Here is a 21640-nt window from a genome sequence, read left to right as displayed (position 1 = left end):
GGGCCTGCCCGTAGAATCACCCGCATGGAGGCCGAGTGAGTTCGATGCGTCGGCGCGACCTCACCCCCTCCGATCGCCCCCGCCCCCGGCGAGCGGTCCCGCAGCTGCTCCGCTCCGCCGGTGCCGCTGCGCTGTCGATCGCGCTCCTCGGCGGCGCCCTCCCCGCGGCGGCGGACGCCGCTGAGCGCACGGCCCTCGAGTCCGGGCAGGCCACCGTCACGGCGACGGTCGGCGCGGCGAACGACGGCGTCCTCCTCCCCGGCGACGACCTCCAGCTCGCGATCTCCGTGCGCAACGGCACCACCGAGTCGATCGACGGCGCGCGCGTCGAGGTCGCGATCGACGAGGACACCCTCGACTCCCGGGCCGAGCTCGCCGAGTGGCTCGACGGCGAGTCCGAGGACGAGGGCACGAGCACCGGCGACGGCGCCGACGTGCGACTGCTCCCCTCCAGCTCCGCCCAGGTCGGCGTCACCGTCCCCGCGGCCTCGCTCCCCTTCTCCACGGACTCGATCCGCGACCCGGAGGCGTTCGGCACCCACGCGATCTCGGTGACCGTCACCAGCCCCGGTGGCACCGTCGCGACCGCCCGAGGCGTCGTCGAGCTCTCGACCGGCTTCCCCAGCGAGCAGGAGACCGGCGTCAGCGTCCTCGTGCCGCTCACGGTCCCCGACACCGCAGACGGCCTGCTCTCCGCCGAGACGCTGCAGGACTACACCCAGACCACCGGCACGCTCTCGCGCCAGCTCGACACCGTCGACGGCCGCGCCGTGACCATCGGAGTGGATCCGCGCATCCTCGCGTCGATCCGGGTCCTCGGCGACACGGCACCGGAGTCGGCGACCGCCTGGCTGGACCGGCTCGAGTCGGTGCCGAACGAGGTCTTCGCCCTGCCCTACGCGGATGCGGACGTCGCCGCCCAGGCGCAGTCCGGCCTGTCCACGCTCCTGGCGCCGACCTCGTTCGAGTACGCGCTCGATCCCACCCTGTTCGCGCCGACGAGCACGGGGACGCCGACCCCGACGGCGGTTCCCGGCGACTCGACCGCCCAGGACCTCCCCGAGCGCCCGACGACCGAGTCGCTCCTCGCGTTCGACTGGTCGCCGACGGTCGGCCGCATCGCCTGGCCGGACGACGGCACCGTCCACGCGGCGGATCTCGGCGTGTATGCCACCGGCGGCATGACCCGCACGGTCGTCTCCTCCGACAATCTCGAGCTGCCGGACGGCGTCACCACGACGACCCGAGCCGCCATCGACGACCACGACGTCATCGTCGCCGACAGTGCCCTCTCCACCGCCTTCGACCGTGCGGTCAGCGCGAGCACCGACTCGGAGTGGCGCGCGAGCACGGCCGACCTCACCGCCGACCTCGCGCAGGTGCAGCGGGAGGGCGAGTCCCCCGACGTGGTCCTCGCGCTCGACCGCGGCGCCGCGATCGACGGCGTCCGCCTCGCGCAGACCCTCGACGCCGTCGACGCCCTGCCCTGGGCCGAGGGCTCGTCCCTCGCCGCCGCCCTCACCGCGCCCGCCACCGAGGACGCGACGATCGTCGACAGCCCGGAGTCGGAGCAGCGCCTCGAGGGCGTGTCCGACCTGCTGACCGCGGCCGCCCGCGTCGAGTCGTTCTCGGCCGTGCTCACCGAGCCGGAGCTGCTCAGCGGCAAGCGCCGCAACGACCTCCTCGCCCTGCTCGCCGTGACCTGGCGCGAGGACACGGCGGGCTGGCAGGAGGCGGTCACCGCCAGCCGCGAGCAGGCCGACACCACGCTCTCCTCCGTCGCCATCGAGAGCTCCGACAGCGTCACCCAGCTCTCCCGCGACTCCAGCATCCCGGTCTACGTCCGCAACGACCTGCCGTGGCCGGTGACGGTCCGGATCCAGGCCTCGACCTCGAACGCCGTCCTCGACATCGACGAGTCCTCGGTCGAGCCGACGGCGATCGACGCCCGCTCGCAGGGCCGCGTCCTCATTCCCGTGAAGGCACGCGTCGGCAACGGCGAGACCGAGCTCCGGATGCAGCTGACGTCGCAGGACGGCACGCCCATCGGCGCTCCCACCGGCATCGTCACCAACGTCCGCGCCGACTGGGAGACCGTCGGCACCCTGGGCGTCGGCATCCTCCTCGTCCTCGTCTTCGGCGCGGGCATCCTCCGCAACATCCGCCGGCGCCGCCGCGGCGACACCCCCGAGGAGGACGAGGAGGACCCCAACGCCCCGCTCGCCGTCCAGCCGGGCCTCGACGACGACCGAACGGATCCCCGTGGCTAGCTTCTCCCTCGGTCGCGCGAGCGCCGTCCTCGCCTCCGGCACGATGGTCTCGCGGGTCCTCGGCTTCGTGATGTCGCTGGTCTTCACCCAGACCATCGGCCTCGTCGGCCAGGGCGCCGACGCCTTCACCGTCGCCAACGGCCTCCCGAACACGATCTACGCGATCATCGCGGGCGGTGCGCTCAACGCGGTCCTCGTGCCGCAGATCGTGCGCGCCGGCCTCCAGGCCGACGGCGGTCAGCGCTACATCAACAAGCTGCTGACCCTCGCGCTCCTCGTCCTCCTCGGTGCCGCCGTGATCGCGACGCTCGCCGCACCCCTGCTGATCCAGCTGAACGCCTCGCAGTACGGACCGGAGCAGACCCGCCTCGCCGTCACCTTCGCCTACTGGTGCCTGCCGCAGGTCTTCTTCTACGGGCTGTACACGATCCTCGGCGAGGTGCTCAACGCCCGCGGCTCCTTCGGTCCGTTCACCTGGACACCGGTCGTGAACAACGTCGTCGCCATCGGCGGGCTCCTGGCCTTCCAGCAGCTCTTCGGCTCCGACGGCAAGGGTCTCCGCACGGCGACGGAGTGGTCGCCCGAGATGATCGCGGTGCTGGCGGGCTCGGCGACCCTCGGAGTGGCACTGCAGGCGATGCTGCTCGTCTTCTTCTGGAAGCGGGTCGGTCTGCGCTACCGACCCGATTTCAGCGTGCGCGGGGTCGGCCTCGGCCGCGCCGGGAGGATCGCCGTCTGGACCTTCGCGACCCTGCTCCTGACGGTCGCCGCAGGCTTCATCGAGAACAACACGGTGAGCGCCTCCTCGGGTGAGGACGCCTCGGCCACGGCGCTGCAGAAGGCCTGGCTCGTCTTCATGCTCCCGCACTCGGTGATCGCCGTCTCGATCGCCACCGCGTACTACACGAAGATGAGCGGCCACGCCTCGCGCAACGAGATGAAGGACTTCCGGAGCGACATCTCCACCTCGATCCGGGTGGTCGGGCTCTTCCTGTTCTTCGCCACGGCGGCCCTCGTGGTCTGCGCCCGCTCCTTCGCGACGATCTTCGCGCCGACCGATCCCGTCGCCGCCGGGCAGATGGCCATGATCATCACCGCCTACGTCATCGTGCTGCCGCTGTTCTCGACGCTCGCGATCGTGCAGCGCGGGTTCTACGCCCTCAACGACGGCCGCTCGCCGTTCCTCTACACGCTGGTGCAGACCGCGATCATCGTCGTCGGCTGCGGGATCGCCTTCCTCCTCCCCGACGACTCGACCGCGTTCTTCGTCGCGCTCTCGATCTCGGCGGGCGTCGCCGTCCAGGCGCTGATGGCGTGCCTGATGCTCCGGAAGAAGCTCGGCGGCTGGGGAGGGACGCGCATCGTGCTCCGCTTCGCCACCTACGCCGCCGCGACCCTTCCGGCGATCGGCGCCGGTGTTCTGGTGATGTTCGTCCTCGCCCAGGCCGACGACTACCCGGCCGCGGGCTGGCCGCAGGCCCTGATCTCGATGGTGCTCACCGGCGTCGTGATGGCCCTCGTCTACTTCGGCGTGCTCTGGGTCCTCCGCGTCCCTGAGCTGCGCGCGATGGCCGCGCCGCTGCTCCGCCGCCTCGGGCGCTGACGCGGCACGGGACGCCCGAGCGTTCCTGAGAGCCCCCGTCGCGACACTGGGACGTCACCGGACCGGTGGTGCGCCCCCGGGCGCGACGTGGAAGGGTGGGGGCGTCCTCCGGCAGAGCTGCCTCCCCCTCCCCCTCCCGCCGATCCGGAAGGCGCGATGCGCTCCACCTTCGTCCTCCTCCGCGTGCTCGTCGCGGCCGCCGTCCTCACCGCGACCACGGTGAGCTTCCTCGACTCGCACGCCTTCTGGGTCGAGGCCCGGTTCCGCGACCGCGCGACGCTCGCCGCCAACTTCTTCAGCTACATCACCGTCGAGGTCTGCCTGCTCGCGGTGGTCGTCCTGCTGATCGGTGCCGTCGTCCTCGCCCGCGGCACCCTGCCGGAACCGCGCTGGTTCGCCTGGCTGCGGGCCGGCGTCGTCACCTACATGGTCGTGATCGGAGTGGTCTACAACCTGCTCCTGCGCGGCACGGTGGTCACCGGCGCCGGTGCCGGCCAGGACTGGACCAACGAGGTCATGCACGTCGTGGCGCCGCTCGCGCTGATCCTCGACTGGCTCTTCGCGCCCGGCCGGCGCCGCCTCTCCTGGGCCGTGGTCCCCGCGCTGCTCGCCTTCCCGGTCGCCTGGTTCGTCTACACGATCATCCGGGCGCCCCTCGTCTACGACCAGATGAAGCACGAGCAGGTCTGGTACCCGTACCCCTTCCTCGATCCGCGCCTGGCGGACCCGCCGATCGTCCCCGGTGGGATGATCGCGGTGGTGTTCTACGTCGTCGCGATGACGGCGGTCTTCGCCTCGGCCGGCTGGCTGACGGTCCTGATCTCGCGCCGGTCGATCGGGCAGCGCGGCACTCCCGCGGGCTCGGCGGAGAAAGAGCCGGTCAACGCGGCTTTCTGAGCCGCACCGCGGAGATTCGATTGGCGACCCTGACCGCGGGCCGAGTGCCCCGGACGCCACGGAATAGCCCCCGCCTAGGATGTGTTGTAGCCCCTGGAGCCCGGGAACGACAGAGCGAGCGGGACCGGCTCCGCGGATCCGCTCCCAGCACCGGATCCGGGCAGACCACCCCTCCGGCGGACCGCCGGTACAGCCCCGCTCAGCACAGACCTCGAGGAGTTGCCGTGCGCGACATCGTCATCATCGGATCCGGCCCCGCAGGCTGGACGGCCGCCATCTACGCGGCGCGCGCCGATCTGCACCCGGTGGTCGTCGCCTCGTCCGTCGAGATCGGCGGCGACCTGATGAACACCACCGACGTCGAGAACTTCCCCGGCTTCCCGGACGGCGTCCTCGGCCCGGAGCTGATGACGGCCATGCAGAAGCAGGCCGAGAAGTTCGGCGCGGACACCTTCTACGACGACGTCGTCTCCCTCGACCTCGAGGGAGAGACCAAGACGATCCACCTCGGCTCCGGCGAGAGCATCGAGGCGAAGACCGTCGTCGTCGCCACCGGCTCCGCCTACCGCAAGCTCGGCCTCCACGACGAGGACCGCCTCTCGGGACACGGTGTCTCATGGTGCGCCACCTGCGACGGCTTCTTCTTCAAGGGCAAGACCATCGCCGTCGTCGGCGGCGGCGACTCCGCGATGGAGGAGGCGACCTTCCTCACCAAGTTCGCCGAGAAGGTCTACGTCATCCACCGCAAGGACTCGCTCCGCGCCTCCAAGGTCATGCAGAAGCGCGCCCGCGACAACGAGAAGATCGAGTTCGTCTGGAACACCGAGGTCACCGGCATCACCGGTGAGAACCACGTCAACGGCGTCAAGCTGCGCAACACGGTCGACGGCACCGAGTCGAAGCTCGAGCTCGACGGCCTCTTCATCGCGATCGGCAACGACCCGCGCACCCACATCGTCCACGGCAAGCTCGACCTGACGACCGACGGCACCATCGCCGTCACCGGCCGCTCGTCGCAGACCTCCGTGGCGGGCGTCTTCGCCGCCGGCGACGTGATCGACCCGACCTACCGTCAGGCCGTCACCGCCGCCGCCTCGGGCACCGTCGCCGCCCTCGACGCCGAGCACTACCTCGCCGCCCTCACCGATGGCATCGCCAGCACCGAGGGCACTCCGGCCGCCGAGCTCCTCACCCTCTAGCCCTCCCACCACCCGCACTCGAGTCGGCGCCGCCGGCTCACGAAGGAGAAAATCGTCATGTCCACCGCGAAGAGCGTCACCGACGCATCGTTCCAGGCCGATGTCCTCGACTCCGAGAAGACCGTCCTGGTCGACTTCTGGGCCGAGTGGTGCGGCCCCTGCCGCATGGTCGCCCCGATCCTCGACCAGATCTCGGCCGAGCACGGCGACAAGATCGAGATCGTCAAGCTGAACGTCGACGAGAACCCGCAGATCGCCGCGAAGTACCAGATCACCTCGATCCCGGCGATGAAGGTCTACCAGAAGGGCGAGGTCGTCAAGACCGTCATCGGCGCCAAGCCGAAGCCCGCCCTCGAGGCCGACCTGGCCGCGTTCCTCTGAGTTCGACCCCCCACGGTTCGACCGTCTGACGAAGCCCCTGCGCCCCTGTGGCGCGGGGGCTTCGTCGTTACTGGCCGCTGCTCCTCATGTTTCACGTGAAACGGCCGCAGAAGGCAGGCCACGGGCCGCGCAGTGGCGTCCCGCTCCCCCGGTCCTCCCGGACCCCGCCGAGTAGTCTGGATCGATCCGGCTGACGGTCGGAGACCCTGTCCATCGAGCGGAGCGACACCACCGTGATCAACGCCGGCACCAACCTCGACCCCTGGTACGACTCTTACGCGGAGCGCACGGCCGGCCTCGCGGCCAGCGAGGTCCGAGCATTGTTCGCTGTCGCCTCCCGCCCCGAGGTGGTCTCGCTCGCCGGCGGCATGCCGTTCGTCTCCGCCCTCCCCCAGGACCTCGTCACCGACGCGATGGCGACCGTTATGCGCGAGCAGGGACCCGTCGCGCTGCAGTACGGCTCCGGTCAGGGCGTCCCGGTGCTGCGCGAGCAGATCCTCGAGGTGATGGCGCTCGAGGGCATCTCGGCCAGCGCGGACGACGTCGTGGTGACCACCGGCTCGCAGCACGCCCTCGAGCTCGTCTCGAAGCTGTTCCTCGACCCGGGCGACGTCGTCCTCTCCGAGGGCCCGAGCTATGTCACCGCCATGGTGATCTTCCGCTCGTACCAGGCCGAGATCGAGCACGTGGCGATGGACGAGCACGGACTGATCCCCGAGGCGCTGCGCGAGCACATCGCCCACGTGCGCGCCGCCGGCAAGCGGATCAAGTTCCTCTACACGATCCCCACCTTCCACAACCCGGCGGGAGTCACGCTGAGCTGGGACCGCCGCGTCGAGATCCTCGAGATCTGCAAGAGCGAGGGCATCCTCGTGCTCGAGGACAACCCCTACGGTCTGCTCTACTTCGAGGACGTGCCGCCGAAGGCGATGCGCTCCCTCGAGGAGGACGGCGTGATCTACCTCGGCACCTTCTCGAAGACTCTGGCGCCCGGCTTCCGCATCGGCTGGGCGCTGGCGCCGCACGCCATCCGCGAGCGGCTGATCCTCGCGAACGAGGCGGCGGTGCTCAGCCCCTCGTCCTTCAGTCAGCTCGTGATCTCGCAGTATCTGGCGACGGCGGACTGGCGCGCGCAGATCGACACTTTCCGCGGGGTCTACCGCGAGCGCAAGGAGGCGATGATTCGCGGGCTCGAGACGCACCTCCCCGGTCTCACCTGGACGAATCCGAACGGCGGGTTCTACGTCTGGGTCACGCTCCCCGAGGAGCTCGACTCGAAGGCGATGCTCCCCCGCGCGGTGAAGGAGCTGGTCGCCTACACGCCCGGCACGGCCTTCTTCGGCAACGGCGACGGGCGGCAGAACATCCGGTTGTCCTTCTGCTACCCGACTCCCGAGCGCATCGGCGACGGCATCCGCCGTCTCGCGACGGTCATCAACGGCGAACTCGACCTGCTCTCCACCTTCGCCGACGCCCGAGTGCGGAGAAGCTCCGGCGTCGATCAGCGCGACGCCGTCCTCCCGCCCCAGATCTCCTGACTCCGCGATCCACGAACGACAGAAGGCCCGGTCATGACCGATTTCTCCACCCTCGACCGCACCCTCGACATCGTCGTGATCAGCGGCGGCATCAGCCACGAGCGCGACGTCTCACTGCGCTCCGGTCGTCGCGTCGCCGACCGCCTCTCGGCCATGGGGCACCGCGTCACCCACCGCGAACCCGATGCCGGTCTCCTGACGGCGCTGCTCGACCAGCGTCCCGACGTGATCTGGCCCGCGGTCCACGGAGCGAGCGGCGAGGACGGCGCGCTGCTCGGCCTGCTCGAGGCGGCCGGCTTCCCCTACGTGGGCTCGCGCACGGACGCCGCCCGCCTCGCGTGGTTCAAGCCGACCGCGAAGACGCTCGTCGCGCGGGCCGGCATCGCCACTCCTCGCTCGATCACCCTCCCCCGCGAGACGTTCCGCGAGCTCGGCGCCGCAGGCATCCTCGATCAGGTCCGCGCGCACCTCCCCGGCCCGCTCGTCGTCAAGCCGGCGCAGGGCGGCTCCGCCCAGGGCGTGAGCATCGTGTCGGAGACCGACGAGCTTCCGCGTGCGATGGTCGACGCCTACACCTACGGCGAGGTCGCGCTCATCGAGCAGCAGATCATCGGCACCGAGGTCTCCGTCGGGGTCCTCGACCTCGGTGACGGCCCCTTCGCCCTCCCCCCGGTCGAGATCGCCCCGGTAGCGGGTCGATACACCTTCGAGGCCCGCTACAACGCGGGCGAGACCCGTTTCTACACCCCGGCCCGCCTCCTGGACGAGGCTCTCGCCAACGTCTCCCGCGTCGCGGTCGCCGTCCACGAGCTGCTCGGCCTGCGCCACCTCTCCCGCATCGACTTCATCGTCGATCCCGATGGCCTCCCCTGGTTCTTCGACGCCAACGTCCTCCCCGGCATGACCGAGACCTCCCTCGTCCCCCAGGCCATCGAGGCCTCAGGCCGCTACCTCGGCGACGTCTACTCCACCCTCGCCCGCCGGGCCCTCACCCACTGACCTCCGTTTCACGTGAAACATCCGTGCCCGCCGCTCCGGTCATACGCGGGCCATCGGTCACACCGCCGTTTCACGTGAAACGCTGCTTGATGGTCGAGTAGCCGCCTTTGGCGGCGTTTCGAGACCCAGGATCATCAGTGCAATGACGGCCAGCATCGGAGGGTGTGGTCTCGATACGGCGCTCCGCGCCTACTCGACCACCATGTGGCTACCAGCGCCTTAGGCGGTGGTTGGACCCGCCGACGCCTGACCAGCGACGTCCGCCCCGAACATGCTGGTCGAGTAGCCACCCACGGCGGCGTATCGAGACCCACCCGCCGAGCACCAACATCCGCTGCGACTGACAGCTCGGTCTCGATACGACGCTACGCGCCTGCTCGACCAGCATGTGCATGCTCTCGGGCAACCGATTGAGGGAGACGTCAGCGCTCCTCGCATGTGCGTCCTACCACCATGCTGGTCGAGTAGCCGCGCCAGCGGCGTATCGAGACCCTGCCCAGTACTCACACCGTTTCACGTGAAACGGGCGTGCACCTCACGGCGCTAGCGACACCTCGGTCGGCTCACCGATCTCCGCGAGGATGCGGTTCAGGTCGTGGATCGTCGCGAAGTCGATGACCACCTGCCCTTTGCGGGCTCCCAGCGTCACCTTCACCCGGGTGTTCAATCGGTCCCCGAGGTGCTCCGCCACCGTGCTGAGGTGCCCGGCATGGCCGCCCTGCTCCTCCTCCGGCTCGCGCGCGCTGGCCTTCGGAGCCTTCATCTGCGCGGCAGCCGCCTCAGCGGCCCGCACCGACAGGTCCTCGTTCACGATCTTGTCGGCGAGCCGGCGCATCAGTTCGGGCGTCTCGACGGACAGCACCGCACGTGCGTGTCCCGCGCTGAGCACGCCGGCCGCCACCCGTGCCTGCACATCGGCGGGAAGCCGCAGCAGCCGCAGCGTGTTCGAGATCTGCGGCCGCGATCGGCCGAGACGTGTCGCGAGCGCCTCCTGCGTGATGCCGAAGTCGCTCAGCAGCTGCTGGTACGCCGACGCCTCCTCCAGCGGGTTCAGCTCGGCGCGGTGCAGGTTCTCCAGGAGCGCGTCCCGGAGCATGTTCTCGTCCACCGTGTCCTTGACCACCGCGGGGATGGTCTTCAGGCCGGCGGCTTTGGAGGCGCGGAAGCGCCGCTCCCCCATCACCAGCTCGTACTTCGCGCCCTTGCGCCCGGTGACGGGCCGCACCACGATCGGCTGCAGCACGCCGAACTCGCGGATGCTGTGCACCAGCTCGGCCAGCTCGTCCTGGTCGAAGACCGACCGGGGCTGCGCCGCGTTCGGCACGATCTCCGACAGCGACAGCTGCGCGAGTCGTGCGCCGGGAACCTGAAGCAGCTCGTCCTCGGCGTTCGCCGCACCGACCTGATCAGGGAAGAAGACGTCGACAGGCCGCGAACGGGTGTCGTCGCTGACCGGGATCAGGGCGCCGATGCCCCGGCCGAGTCCTGTGCGCTTGGTCGCCATCAGCGGTCCTCTCCATCGGGCGTCGCCGCCGGGGTCTTGGGTACGCCGCGGCGCGCGATCTCCGCCGCGGCCTCGAGGTACGCGAGTGAGCCGGACGACTGCGGGTCGTAGCTGATCACGCTCTGCCCGTAGGACGGCGCCTCCGAGATCCGCACGTTTCGAGGAATGACGGCGCGCAGCACCTCCTTCGGGAAGTGCTCGCGCACATCCGCCGCGACCTGATTGGACAGGTTCGTCCGACCGTCGAACATCGTCAGCAGGATCGTCGAGACCGCCAGGTTCGGATTGAGGTGCCGCTCGATCAGGTCGATGTTCTTCAGCAGCTGGCTGAGCCCCTCCAACGCGTAGTACTCGCACTGGATGGGAATCAGCACCTCGCGCGCTGCGACGAAGGCGTTGATCGTCAGCAGCCCCAGCGACGGCGGGCAGTCGATGAAGACGTAGTCGAACGGCTCGTCCATCCCCTTGAGCATCCGGTCCAGCGCCCTGCGGAGCCGCTGCTCGCGCGCGACGAGGGAGACCAGCTCGATCTCGGCGCCGGCGAGATGGATCGTCGCCGGAACTCCGTAGAGGGACGCGAACTCCGGGCTCTTCTGCACGACGTCCGCGAGGGGAGTGTCGTTCACGATCACGTCGTAGACGCTCGCCGTCTCGGCCCGGTGCTCGATCCCGAGCGCCGTCGACGCGTTGCCCTGCGGGTCCAGGTCGATGACCAGCACCTTCGCGTCGCCTCGAGCGAGCCCCGCGGCCAGATTGACGGTGGTCGTGGTCTTGCCCACGCCGCCCTTCTGGTTGGAGATCGTGATGACGCGCGTCGTCTCCGGCTTCGGCAGCGGCTGCGCGTTCAGCAGCGCACGCCGGCGCGTCATGTCGGCGATCTCGCGAGCGAGCGGGGTCGAGGCGTCGAATCCTCCGGTCAGTCCGGCGGGGTCGGATCGTTTCACGTGAAACCTTCGCTCAGCGGGTGGAAGTGGGGCAGCACCGAGGGACCGACAGTCGAGGATTCAGGGGATCGCGTGCGACGTCGTGGCGATCATCCCACTGTAGCTCGGACGACCCTCGTCACCTCGGAGAGCACGCCGTCGCCGAGCACGACGACCTCGGGCGGGGAGAGCTTGAAGCGGCGGATCTGCTTCGCCGCAGCCTCGACCTCCTTCTCGGCGTTGATGCCCTTCAGCAGGACGAGCTCGCCACCGGACCGCAGCAGCGGCGCCGTCAGCGGAATCAGCTTCGAGAGAGCACTGACCGCCCGCGCCGTAACCTGGTCCAGCGGCTCCGCCAGCCGGACCTCCTCAGCGCGGGCCCGCAGAACCGAGACATTCTCGAGTTCGAGCGCGTCGACCTGCTCCTGCAGCCAGAGCACCCGGCGCTCCATCGGCTCGATCAGCACGAAGCGGACGTCCGGCCGCACGATGCCCAGCACGACCCCGGGAAGGCCGGCACCACTGCCGACATCACCCACGAGCCCCGGACGCAGGAGAGGGGCCACCAGGGCGCTGTTGAGCACGTGCCGCGTCCACAGGCGTGGGAGCTCCAGCGGTCCGATGAGACCCCGCTCCTCCCCCTCGCGGGCGAGCGCCTCCGTGAAGCGCCGCAGGACGGGCAGTCGCTCACCGGCGATCGCGGCGGCGGCAGCGGGCTCCGGCTCGAGGGTCGGCTCCACGACGCTCAGCCGCGGGTGATGACGGTGTGGCGCTCGCGGGCCTCGCCGCGCGACTCCGACACGAAACCGCGCTCGCCGACCATGTCGTGGACGAGCTTGCGCTCGTAGGACGACATCGGGGGCAGCGACGCCGACGTCGCGCCCTCCTCGATGCGCTCGATCGCCCGGTCGACCAGCTGGGCCAGCTCGGCCTCGCGGGCGTCCCGGGAACCGCCGATGTCGAGGATGAGCCTCGAGAAGCCGCCCGTCTTCGTCTGCACCGCCAGGCGCGTGAGCTCCTGCAGCGCCTGGACCGCGTCCGGGCGGGAGAGCACGCGCAGGTTGGTGTCGCCGGAGGCCGTGACCGACAGGTAGGCACGGCCGTTGCGGACCTCGATGTCGATGTCGCCGTCGAGGTCGCAGATGTCGAGGAACTCCTCGATGTAGTCCGCGGCGACGTCGCCCTCCTCCTCGAGCTGGGACAGCGTCGGCGCGGCACCGCCGTCAGCGGAGGAGGCCCGCCGAGCGAGCTCCTCGTCGGCCGGAGCCTGCGCGTCCGGGGCCGCCGGAGCACCGGTGAACATCTGCGTCGAATCGGTCATTCTGGGGGCCTACTTCTTTCCGGCTTGCTTCTTGGAGCGGTTCTTGCTGACGGGCTGCGCGCGTTGCACGACCTTCTTCTCGACGAGCGTGACGGTCCCGGCGTCGGTCGTCTCCTCGACGAGCTTGCCCTTGCGGCGCAGGCGCTCCTCGCGGGCCTTCGCGGCCTCGCTGCCGGGGGTCGGCATGTTCCGGATCACGATGAACTGCTGGACCATCGTCCAGATGTTCGAGGTCAGCCAGTAGAACATGACGCCGAGGGGGAAGGCGAAGCCCGAGAAGGCGAAGACGAGCGGGAGGATGTACAGGAGGATCCGCTGCTGCTTGAACGTCGGCGAGGCCTTGGCCTCGGGCGACATGTTCTTCGAGACGATCTGCAGCTGGGTGATGAACTGCGAGGCGGTCATCAGGACCACCATGACGACGGCGATGACGACGACGAGCTCCTGGCCGCCCTCCGCGAGCGCACCCTGGATCGACTGGTGCAGCGGGGCGATGCCGAAGAGGTTGGCCTCGCCGAACTGCTTCGCGAGCGTCTCATCGAGCGGGCCGACGCCCTGCTGGCTGTGCTGGGCCGCGTTCAGCACCGAGAACAGGCTGAAGAAGATCGGCATCTGGATCAGCAGCGGGAGGCACGAGGCGAGCGGGTTGGTGCCCGTCTTCTTGTAGAGCTCCATCGTCTCGCGGGACATCGCCTCGCGGGACAGCTGGTCGCGCTTGCCCTTGTACTTGTCCTGGATCTTCTTGAGCTGCGGCGCCACCTCCATCATGCGGCGCTGGCTCTTGATCTGCTTGACGAAGATCGGGATGAGCGCGGCGCGGATGACGAGGACCAGCCCCACGATCGACAGCACCCAGGTGATGCCGGCCGCCGCATCGAGGCCGGTGAAGGTCAGCAGCTGGTGGAAGGCGACGAGGAGCAGCTCGACCACCCACTTGAGGGGCCAGAGAATCGTGCCGAGGAGGTCCATGGGAGGGGGTCAGTCCTTTCGAGGGCCCGCGACGAACCCGAAACGCGTCACGGCGAAGCGGGTCCGGCCGGGAGCCGGTCGGTGCAGGGGGATCGAGGTCGGCACGTCGTCGACACCGCCGGCCGCCCACGGGTGGCAGCGGAGGAGTCGGCGGGCGCCGAGGACGGACCCGAGGACGAGCCCGTGGAGCTGGACCGCCTGGAGTGCGTAGGAGGAGCACGACGGGTAGTAGCGGCAGACGTCGCCGTACAGCGGCGAGATCACCGCCCGGTACACGACGAGCAGCAGGATGCCGATGTTGCGCGGCAGCAGGAGGAGGAACCAGCCCAGGCGGGCGGCCCAGGAGGCGCGCGACGATCGGGGAGCGGTGGCGACCGGCGCGGTCGTCGACGGAGCGGCCGTCACCGGAGCGCCTCGCCCGTGCGGACGGCGCGCGCACGGGTGACGGCGGCGACCACGTCCTGCCGCAGTGCGGACCACGGAGCGTCGGCGCTGCCGGGCAGCGCCCGCACGACCACGTCGGTCCCGGACTCCAGCTGCGGCACGAGCTCGAAGGCGACGGCCTTGAGCCGGCGCCGCACGGTGTTCCGCTTCACGGCCGTCCCGACCGTCTTGGCCACGATGAAGCCGAACCGCACCGGTGCGTCGCCGGAGGACCTCCGGACATACGTGACGGTGTGCGGTCCCGTGGACCGCACACCGCGACGGACGACTGCCCGGTACTCGCCACCGAGGACGATGCGATGGGCTCTGGCCAGCACCGCTGGACGGAATCGCTAGGCGCTACGCCGAGAGCTCGGTGCGGCCCTTGGCGCGGCGAGCGCTCAGGATGCCGCGACCGGCACGCGTGCGCATGCGCAGACGGAAGCCGTGCACCTTGGCGCGACGACGGTTGTTCGGCTGGAAGGTTCGCTTGCTCATAGTCAGATCTCCACGTACGGGTTCCGCGGTGCGAGCGGGGCTCCACGCCGGTGGCGGGGGCTCCGGTTCGTCCGGGAAGAGGGGGTGCCCGGGTGTCGATCGGCGCGATCCGCGAGGACCGTGCTCACGACGCCGGGCAGGCGTCAACTGACTTAAACTACGTCCTCCGCCGCCACCGGTCAAATGTGCGCCGGGCGAAACCTCGATTCTGCACACGGGACCGCGTGTTCCGCGCATTGACACGCGGGTGTCGCTGTGGTGGATTTGTCTCCCGTCGGCTCCGTTGGCTACGGTGTTGAGCCGCAGTTATCCACAGGCGCGAACCGCCCCCTCCCGCGTGATCGCGGGGATCCGGCGAGGCCTGTGGAAGCGCCTGTGCAGGGATCGGGCCCCGGATCTCCGCTGGAACCGAGGGCCCGCCGTGACGGACGACAGCCCGAGGCGGCGGCCAGGATTTCGAGAGCGACCGAGGACCGGAGACAGATGCCTGACGACACGTCGATGATCGACGCGTGGAACGTGATCCGCGGCGAGCTGTCGCGGGACGAGCGCATCACCGCGCCGATGTACGGCTTCGTCTCGCTGGTGGAGCCCAAGGGCATCATGGCGGGCACCTTCTATCTCGAGGTCCCGAACGAGTTCACCCGCGGGATGCTCGAGCACCGCGTCCGCGTGCCGCTGCTGAGCGCGATCGGCGCCCTCGACGACTCCTTCGGCGTCTCGACCTTCGCCTTCGTGGTGAACCCCGACATCGAGCACGAGCCGATGAACTCCCCGTCGTCGGAGTCGCTGAACCCGTTCGAGCCGGTCACCGGCTCCTCCGCCACGGTCGCCCCGCCGGTCCGCGTCGTCGAGGAGCTGCGCACCGTGCCGGCGACCGACACCCGGCTGAACCCGAAGTACAGCTTCGACAACTTCGTCATCGGCGGCTCCAACCGCTTCGCGCACGCCGCCGCGGTCGCCGTGGCCGAGGCGCCGGCGAAGGCGTACAACCCGCTCTTCGTCTACGGCGACTCGGGACTGGGCAAGACCCACCTCCTGCACGCCATCGGCCACTACGCGATGAGCCTCTACCCGGGCATCCGCGTGCGGTACGTGTCGAGCGAGGAGTTCACCAACGACTTCATCAACTCGATCGCGAACAACCGCGGCAACGCGTTCCACGGCCGGTACCGCAACGTCGACATCCTCCTCATCGACGACATCCAGTTCCTGCAGGGGAAGGCGGAGACGCAGGAGGCGTTCTTCCACACCTTCAACCAGCTGCACGACCACAACAAGCAGGTCGTGATCACCTCGGACCTGCCGCCGAAGGCGCTGACCGGCTTCGAGGACCGCATGCGCTCGCGGTTCGAGTGGGGCCTGATCACCGACGTGCAGGCGCCCGACCTCGAGACCCGCATCGCGATCCTCCGCAAGAAGGCCGTCAGCGAGAAGCTGCTCGTCCCGGACGACATCCTCGAGTTCATGGCGTCGAAGGTGTCCAGCAACATCCGCGAGCTGGAGGGGACGCTGATCCGCGTCACCGCGTTCGCGAGCCTCAACCGCACCCCAGTGGACATGGCGCTGGTGCAGACGGTCCTGAAGGACCTGATCACGCTCGACGAGGACAACGTCATCTCGCCGGTCGACATCATCAATCACACCGCGGACTACTTCAAGCTCACGGTCGACGACCTCTACGGCTCGTCGCGCTCGCAGGCCGTGGCCACCGCCCGTCAGATCGCGATGTACCTCTGCCGCGAGCTGACCAACCTCTCGCTGCCCAAGATCGGCCAGCTGTTCGGCAACCGCGACCACACCACGGTCATGTACGCCAACAAGAAGATCTCGGAGCTCATGAAGGAGCGCCGCAGCATCTACAACCAGGTCACCGAGCTGACCACCCGCATCAAGACCAACCGCTGACCGCCGGCCGCCGGCTGCTCCCTCTCCCTCTGGTCGAGCAGCCGCGCAGCGGCCCCTGCATGCTGGTCGAGTAGCCGCGCAGCGGCGTATCGAGACCCACCCTCCCGGTGACGCCGTCTCCCGCTACGCCACCCTCGCCACCCCGCCACGCCCGCCGTCGTTCGCCACATCGAACGATTCCGGTCGATTTCCACACGTGTGAGCAACCTGTGGATAACTGTGGACAACCGCCCTCGATCTGTGCGCTCCGAGCACCAGCCTGTGCACTCCGGACGACCCGGTCGGATCCCTCCACAGGCCGTCCACGACCGCGCTCACACTCCGTCCACAGCTCGACCCCCTCCGCATCGCAGTCGTGAGTAGGGGTCCCGGACGTTTTCCACAGTTTCCACACGTGTTAACACTGTTAACGCAGTTCTCTCTTTAATCAGGGGCGGACCGGCAACCTCTCCACAGGGCTCGGCTGCGCCGGGAGGGCGCCGTGCTTCCGGGCACGTCGAAGCTGACGAGTACGATGGGCGTCGGTCTTCGTCCACGACTCGTCAGGGGTGTTCTCGTGAGGTTCCAAGCCAACCGCGATGTCTTCAGCGAGGCGGTGTCGTTCGCGGTCAAGCTGCTGCCGCAGCGCACGACTCTGCCGATCCTCTCGGGCATCCTCATCGAGGCGACCGCCGAGGGCCTCACGCTCTCCTCGTTCGACTACGAGGTCTCCGCGCAGACGCAGATCGCGGCCGACGTCGAGGAGACCGGCACGGTCCTCGTCTCCGGCCGGCTGCTCGCCGACATCGCGAACCGCCTCCCCAACGCCCCGGTGCGCGTCGCGACGGAGGAGTCGCGCGTCTCGGTCTCGGCCGGCTCCGCGCACTTCACGCTGCTGCAGATGCCCGTGGAGGAGTACCCGAGCATCCCCGAGATCGACGCCTCCACCGGCCTCGTCCCCGCGGACGCGTTCTCCGCCGCGATCTCGCAGGTCGCCGTCGCCGCCTCCCGCGACGACGTCACTCCCGTGATCACCGGCGTGCAGCTCGAGATCACCGAGAACACCATCGGCCTCGTCGCCACCGACCGCTACCGCGTCGCCGTCCGCGAGATCGACTGGGACAACGGCGACAACGCCGCTCCCAGCCAGCCGCTGACCGCGCTGGTCCCCGCGCGGACCCTGCAGGAGGTCGGCAAGACCTTCAGCCACTCCGGCACCGTCTCGGTCGCGATCACCCAGCGCGACGAGCGCGAGCTGATCGCCTTCACCGCCGACCGCAAGACGGTCACGTCGCTCCTGATCAAGGGCAACTTCCCGCCCGTGAAGCGCCTCTTCCCCGCCTCCGTCGAGAACTACGCGGTGATGGCGACGAGCGACCTCATCGAGGCCACCCGCCGCGTCTCGCTCGTCCTCGAGCGCGAGGCCGCCCTGCGCTTCAGCTTCAGCAGCGACGGGCTCACCCTCGAGGCCATCGGCTCCGAGCAGGCTCAGGCGTCCGAGAGCATCGACGCCATCGTGACCGGCGTCGACGTCGTCGTGTCGCTGAAGCCGCAGTTCCTGCTCGACGGCCTCGCGGCCGTGCACTCGGAGTTCGTGCGCATCGCGTTCACGAAGACCGAGAACCCCAACAAGCCCGGACCGGTCCTGATCACGGCGCAGACCTCGCGCGAGCAGCCCGGGAGCGACAGCTACCGCTACCTGCTCCAGCCGAACCTGCTCCTGCGCTGACCGCTCCTCCCCGATCGCAGCGCCGCGACCGCCCTGCTCCCGGCGAGCACCCGCCCGCCGGACATCGAATCCCAGGAAGGTTCACCATGCACATCGGACTCGTCGGACTCGGCAAGATGGGCGACAACATGCGCTCCCGCCTGCGGGAGAAGGGCGTCGAGGTCACCGGCTACGACCGCAACCCGGACGTCTCGGACGCCGCCTCGCTCGACGAGATGATCGCCGCCCTCCCCGCGCCGCGCATCGTCTGGGTCATGGTCCCGGCCGGCGCCATCACGGACGCCGTCGTCACCGACCTGTCCGAGAAGCTCAGCGAGGGCGACCTGGTCATCGACGGCGGCAACTCCCGCTTCACCGAGGACTTCAAGCACGACGCGCTGCTCAAGCCCAAGGGCGTCCACTACATCGACGCCGGCGTCTCCGGCGGCGTCTGGGGCCTCGAGAACGGCTACGGCCTGATGGTCGGCGGCCCCAAGGAGCTCGTGGAGTACGCGATGCCCGTCTTCGACGCGCTGCGCCCCGAGGGCCCCCGCGAGGAGGGCTTCGTCCACGTCGGCGAGGTCGGCGCGGGCCACTACGCGAAGATGGTGCACAACGGCATCGAGTACGCGCTGATGCAGGCGTTCGCCGAGGGCTACGAGCTCCTCGACACCCGCAAGGACATCATCAAGGACGTCACCGGCACCTTCAAGGCGTGGCAGCGCGGCACGGTCGTCCGCTCCTGGCTCCTCGAGCTGCTCGTCCGCGCACTCGAGCAGGACCCGGAGTTCGAGCACATCGAGGGCTACGTCCAGGACTCCGGTGAGGGCCGCTGGACCATCGAGGAGGCCATCAACAACGCCGTCCCCGTCCCCACGATCAGCGCGTCGATCTTCGCGCGGTTCGTCTCCCGCCAGGAGGACTCCCCCGCCATGAAGGCCGTCGCGGCGCTCCGCAACCAGTTCGGCGGGCACTCCGTCAAAGCGGTCGACTGAGTCGAGCTCAGTCGACCGGTGAGGCCGGTCCCTGCCCGGCCTCACGGCGGTCGGCTTCTCGAAGCCGTCGCGTTTCGCAGAGCCGGTCGCGGACGGCGACCTGCGGCCCGCCGCCACCGTGAGGCAGGGATGCTCTCACGGCGGCGGCGGGCCTCCGGCCGCCTGCACCTTGCGCTGGGAGCGCGGCCGCTTCTGCTGTGCTCGGTGGGAGAGGCGCGTCCTTCGGACGACGCGGTGGCTTGCTGGGTCGCGTCCTGCGGACGGCGGAGTTCCATGCTGGTCGAGTAGCCGCGGAGCGGCGTATCGAGACCCACCGTCGCAGGGACGGCGGCCGCCCGAGTCGCCGTTCTCGGGGCCGCGGCCATCGTCGCCCTGCATGCCGGTCGAGTAGCCGCGGAGCGGCGTATCGAGACCCCGCGACCGGCGCAGGAGCATCGGGCAGAGTGGACACGGAGGAGGTGAGCGCGTGCAGGTGACGCAGCTGGCGTTGAGCGACTTCCGCAACTACGCCTCCGTGGACGTCGCGCTCGCGCCGGGCCCGAACCTCTTCGTCGGGCGCAACGGCCAGGGCAAGACGAACCTGGTCGAGTCGCTCGGCTACCTCTCCACGCTCGGCTCGCACCGGGTGTCCACCGATCAGGCGCTGATCCGCGCGGGTCGGGACAGTGCGGTGATCCGCGCACGGCTGCGCAACGGCGACCGCGACCTGCTCGCCGAGGTGCAGATCAACCGCTCCTCCGCCAACCGCGCGCAGATCAACCGCGGCGGCATCAAGCCGCGCGAGCTGCCCCGCTTCTTCTCGAGCGTCCTCTTCGCGCCGGAGGACCTCCTCCTCATCCGCGGCGACCCGTCCGCGCGCCGCCGCTTCCTCGATCAGCTGGTCGTCCTCCGCTCCCCGCGGATGAGCGCCGTGCAGGCGGACTACGAGCGGGTGCTCCGCCAGCGCAACTCGCTCCTCAAGTCCGCGCGGGCGAGCGGCGTCCGCGATCCCGCGAAGCTCGGGACGCTCGACATCTGGGACGAGCGCCTCGTCGCCCTCGGCACCGAGATCATCCAGTCGCGGCTGACCCTGGTCGACGAGCTGAGCGGCCCGGTGCGCGCCGCCTACGAGGCGGTCGCCGGAGCGGACCAGCGCCCGGTCCTGCGCTCGCGCCTGAGCATCGAGGGAGCGGTCGACGACGACGAGGAGCCCGTCGCGACGGCCGAGGCCTCCGCGGCGCCGGCGGAGCTGGCCGCGGCCTTCTCCGCGGCCCTGCTCTCCGTGCGCCGACGAGAGCTCGACCGCGGGATCTCGCTGGTCGGGCCGCACCGCGACGACGTCCAGTTCGAGCTCAACGACCTCCCGGCGAAGGGCTACGCCAGCCACGGCGAGAGCTGGTCGTTCGCTCTGGCGCTCAAGCTCGGCGCGGCCGAGCTGCTCCGGCGCGACTCCCCCATGGGCGACCCCGTGCTGATGCTCGACGACGTCTTCGCCGAGCTCGACGCCCGCCGCCGCGAGCGGCTCGCCGCCGTGGTCGCCGACTACGAGCAGGTGCTGATCACGGCCGCGGTCTTCGACGACGTGCCCGCGGCGCTGGCGGCGCACACGGTCCGGATCGAGGCGGGCCGCATCGTCGAGTCCGACGCGGTCGTGGTCCCGGAGACGCCTCTGACCGCGCCCGAGACGGCCGCGCTCGAGTCGGCCGCCGCCGAGTCCGCGGCCGAGCCGGACCCCGAGCCCGCGCCGACGCAGGAGCAGGATTCGGAGCCCGAGCCCGATTCGGAGCCCGCGCCCGAGCCGGCGCCCTTCTCCGAGCCCGCCCCGGAGCCCGACCGTGGCTGACTCCCCCCGCCGCGGCGCGCCCTCCCCCGCGCCCGACTCCGAGGCCGCCCGCGTCTACCAGCACCTCAAGGAGGTCTTCGGCGGCGACGCCCCCCGCCGGGTGCGCAAGACCGTCGACCGGGCCGAGCCCAAGGGCGACGCCGCCCCGTTCGGCGGGGGCCGCGATCCGCACGACCTCGGCGACGTGCTCTCCTCTCTCACGGTGAAGCTCGGCTGGACCGCTCCCCTCGCCCAGGGCGACCTGATGTCGTCCTGGACGGCGATCGCCGGCGAGGAGACGGCCAAGCACTCCACTCCGGTCGGCGTGGTGGACGGCGTGCTCACGGTGGCGTGCGAGTCGACGGCCTGGTCGACGCAGCTGCGTCTGATGCGGATCGAGATCATGAACCACATCGCGGTGAACCACCCGGACGCGGGGATCACCGCGATCCGTTTCCAGGGGCCCGACGTCCCGAACTGGAAAAAGGGCCCCAGGTCGATTCCAGGGCGTGGTCCGCGCGATACCTACGGCTGAGGACGCATTTTCGGTCGACCCCGGAGAAATCGTTCGTCAGATCGCCACTGAGCGCCGCGCGACCGGCCGCCGCGCGATAGAATGGAGGGCCGCCGAACCGCAGCGTCGACCCCGTGCGCGAGATCTCCAGATCCGCCTGCGCGCCGCGACGGACCGTCAGAGGAGAACTCCACAGCTATGACACCCGAG

The 21640-nt window shown here is 70.0% G+C and carries 20 protein-coding genes; 12 read left to right on the top strand and 8 right to left on the bottom strand.

Going from position 1 to position 21640, the window contains the following annotated elements:
- Positions 1-44 precede the first annotated feature (44 nt).
- From MT351_RS18930 to MT351_RS18900, 7 genes are all read left to right on the top strand, one after another.
- Positions 45-2270, top strand: coding sequence for a DUF6049 family protein (locus MT351_RS18930; protein ID WP_243582966.1), 2226 nt, complete (start codon positions 45-47; stop codon positions 2268-2270).
- Positions 2263-3873: a murein biosynthesis integral membrane protein MurJ gene (gene murJ, locus MT351_RS18925; protein ID WP_243582957.1), complete on the top strand. Its 1611-nt coding sequence runs from the start codon at positions 2263-2265 to the stop codon at positions 3871-3873. Before MT351_RS18930 ends, murJ begins: the two co-directional genes overlap by 8 nt.
- Before the next feature lie 156 nt (positions 3874-4029).
- Positions 4030-4770: a Pr6Pr family membrane protein gene (locus tag MT351_RS18920; protein ID WP_243582956.1), complete on the top strand. Its 741-nt coding sequence runs from the start codon at positions 4030-4032 to the stop codon at positions 4768-4770.
- 224 nt (positions 4771-4994) lie between these two features.
- The gene (gene trxB, locus MT351_RS18915) at positions 4995-5969 is read left to right on the top strand and encodes a thioredoxin-disulfide reductase (RefSeq protein ID WP_123736143.1); all 975 of its coding nucleotides are present in this window, start codon (positions 4995-4997) and stop codon (positions 5967-5969) included.
- Between the two features lie 57 nt (positions 5970-6026).
- On the top strand, positions 6027-6350 hold the full coding sequence (gene trxA / locus MT351_RS18910) for a thioredoxin (protein WP_123447267.1): 324 nt from the start codon (positions 6027-6029) through the stop codon (positions 6348-6350).
- Between the two features lie 233 nt (positions 6351-6583).
- Positions 6584-7888, top strand: a complete 1305-nt coding sequence (locus tag MT351_RS18905) for a PLP-dependent aminotransferase family protein (protein WP_374204793.1) — start codon at positions 6584-6586, stop codon at positions 7886-7888.
- Between the two features lie 33 nt (positions 7889-7921).
- Entirely contained in the window at positions 7922-8887 is a 966-nt protein-coding gene (locus MT351_RS18900) for a D-alanine--D-alanine ligase (protein ID WP_243582955.1), read from the top strand.
- Positions 8888-9422: 535 nt separating this feature from the next.
- Here the strand turns inward: MT351_RS18900 and MT351_RS18895 are convergent.
- The 8 genes from MT351_RS18895 to rpmH all read right to left on the bottom strand — a co-directional run bounded on the left by MT351_RS18895 (position 9423) and on the right by rpmH (position 14525).
- Positions 9423-10391: a ParB/RepB/Spo0J family partition protein gene (locus tag MT351_RS18895; protein WP_243582954.1), complete on the bottom strand. Its 969-nt coding sequence runs from the start codon at positions 10389-10391 to the stop codon at positions 9423-9425.
- Positions 10391-11260 (bottom strand): ParA family protein, encoded by an 870-nt coding sequence (locus tag MT351_RS18890; protein WP_123706250.1) that lies wholly within the window; start codon positions 11258-11260, stop codon positions 10391-10393. Before MT351_RS18890 ends, MT351_RS18895 begins: the two co-directional genes overlap by 1 nt.
- A gap of 164 nt (positions 11261-11424) precedes the next feature.
- Positions 11425-12054 carry a 16S rRNA (guanine(527)-N(7))-methyltransferase RsmG gene (gene rsmG / locus MT351_RS18885; protein ID WP_374204792.1) on the bottom strand — a complete coding sequence of 210 codons (630 nt, stop codon included), beginning with the start codon at positions 12052-12054 and terminating at the stop codon, positions 11425-11427.
- A 5-nt stretch (positions 12055-12059) separates the two neighbouring features.
- Entirely contained in the window at positions 12060-12635 is a 576-nt protein-coding gene (locus MT351_RS18880) for a R3H domain-containing nucleic acid-binding protein (protein ID WP_243582953.1), read from the bottom strand.
- A gap of 9 nt (positions 12636-12644) precedes the next feature.
- On the bottom strand, positions 12645-13604 hold the full coding sequence (gene yidC / locus MT351_RS18875) for a membrane protein insertase YidC (protein WP_123736149.1): 960 nt from the start codon (positions 13602-13604) through the stop codon (positions 12645-12647).
- A gap of 9 nt (positions 13605-13613) precedes the next feature.
- Positions 13614-13934, bottom strand: coding sequence for a membrane protein insertion efficiency factor YidD (yidD, locus tag MT351_RS18870; protein ID WP_123447535.1), 321 nt, complete (start codon positions 13932-13934; stop codon positions 13614-13616).
- Positions 13935-14005: 71 nt separating this feature from the next.
- Entirely contained in the window at positions 14006-14365 is a 360-nt protein-coding gene (rnpA, locus tag MT351_RS18865; protein ID WP_123447262.1) for a ribonuclease P protein component, read from the bottom strand.
- A 22-nt stretch (positions 14366-14387) separates the two neighbouring features.
- Complete coding sequence (gene rpmH / locus MT351_RS18860) at positions 14388-14525, bottom strand: 50S ribosomal protein L34 (protein WP_055784512.1); 138 nt, start codon at positions 14523-14525, stop codon at positions 14388-14390.
- Positions 14526-15008: 483 nt separating this feature from the next.
- Between rpmH and dnaA the strand changes: the two genes are divergently transcribed.
- From dnaA to MT351_RS20395, 5 genes are all read left to right on the top strand, one after another.
- Complete coding sequence (dnaA, locus tag MT351_RS18855) at positions 15009-16433, top strand: chromosomal replication initiator protein DnaA (RefSeq protein WP_123706115.1); 1425 nt, start codon at positions 15009-15011, stop codon at positions 16431-16433.
- Positions 16434-16989: 556 nt separating this feature from the next.
- Positions 16990-18141: a DNA polymerase III subunit beta gene (gene dnaN, locus MT351_RS18850; protein WP_123447260.1), complete on the top strand. Its 1152-nt coding sequence runs from the start codon at positions 16990-16992 to the stop codon at positions 18139-18141.
- An 86-nt stretch (positions 18142-18227) separates the two neighbouring features.
- Positions 18228-19115: a phosphogluconate dehydrogenase (NAD(+)-dependent, decarboxylating) gene (gene gnd, locus MT351_RS18845; RefSeq protein WP_123736150.1), complete on the top strand. Its 888-nt coding sequence runs from the start codon at positions 18228-18230 to the stop codon at positions 19113-19115.
- A 466-nt stretch (positions 19116-19581) separates the two neighbouring features.
- Entirely contained in the window at positions 19582-20937 is a 1356-nt protein-coding gene (recF, locus tag MT351_RS18840; RefSeq protein WP_243582952.1) for a DNA replication/repair protein RecF, read from the top strand.
- Positions 20930-21451: a DUF721 domain-containing protein gene (locus tag MT351_RS20395; RefSeq protein WP_123447257.1), complete on the top strand. Its 522-nt coding sequence runs from the start codon at positions 20930-20932 to the stop codon at positions 21449-21451. Before recF ends, MT351_RS20395 begins: the two co-directional genes overlap by 8 nt.
- The last annotated feature ends 189 nt before the right edge of the window (positions 21452-21640 follow it).

The organism is Rathayibacter sp. VKM Ac-2926, assembly GCF_022815565.1.
Lineage (GTDB): Bacteria > Actinomycetota > Actinomycetes > Actinomycetales > Microbacteriaceae > Rathayibacter > Rathayibacter festucae.
The sequence above is the reverse complement of the archived record's forward strand: the minus strand, read 5'-3'. Positions and strand labels throughout refer to the sequence as shown.

Coding starts and splice junctions, on each gene's coding strand:
- MT351_RS18930 (WP_243582966.1), top strand. CDS start 45: ATGCGTCGGCGCGACCTCACCCCCTCCGATCGCCCCCGCCCCCGGCGA.
- MT351_RS18920 (WP_243582956.1), top strand. CDS start 4,030: ATGCGCTCCACCTTCGTCCTCCTCCGCGTGCTCGTCGCGGCCGCCGTC.
- trxA (WP_123447267.1), top strand. CDS start 6,027: ATGTCCACCGCGAAGAGCGTCACCGACGCATCGTTCCAGGCCGATGTC.
- MT351_RS18900 (WP_243582955.1), top strand. CDS start 7,922: ATGACCGATTTCTCCACCCTCGACCGCACCCTCGACATCGTCGTGATC.
- MT351_RS18895 (WP_243582954.1), bottom strand. CDS start 10,391: ATGGCGACCAAGCGCACAGGACTCGGCCGGGGCATCGGCGCCCTGATC.
- MT351_RS18890 (WP_123706250.1), bottom strand. CDS start 11,260: ATGACGCGCCGGCGTGCGCTGCTGAACGCGCAGCCGCTGCCGAAGCCG.
- MT351_RS18880 (WP_243582953.1), bottom strand. CDS start 12,635: ATGACCGATTCGACGCAGATGTTCACCGGTGCTCCGGCGGCCCCGGAC.
- yidC (WP_123736149.1), bottom strand. CDS start 13,604: ATGGACCTCCTCGGCACGATTCTCTGGCCCCTCAAGTGGGTGGTCGAG.
- rpmH (WP_055784512.1), bottom strand. CDS start 14,525: ATGAGCAAGCGAACCTTCCAGCCGAACAACCGTCGTCGCGCCAAGGTG.
- dnaA (WP_123706115.1), top strand. CDS start 15,009: ATGCCTGACGACACGTCGATGATCGACGCGTGGAACGTGATCCGCGGC.
- gnd (WP_123736150.1), top strand. CDS start 18,228: ATGCACATCGGACTCGTCGGACTCGGCAAGATGGGCGACAACATGCGC.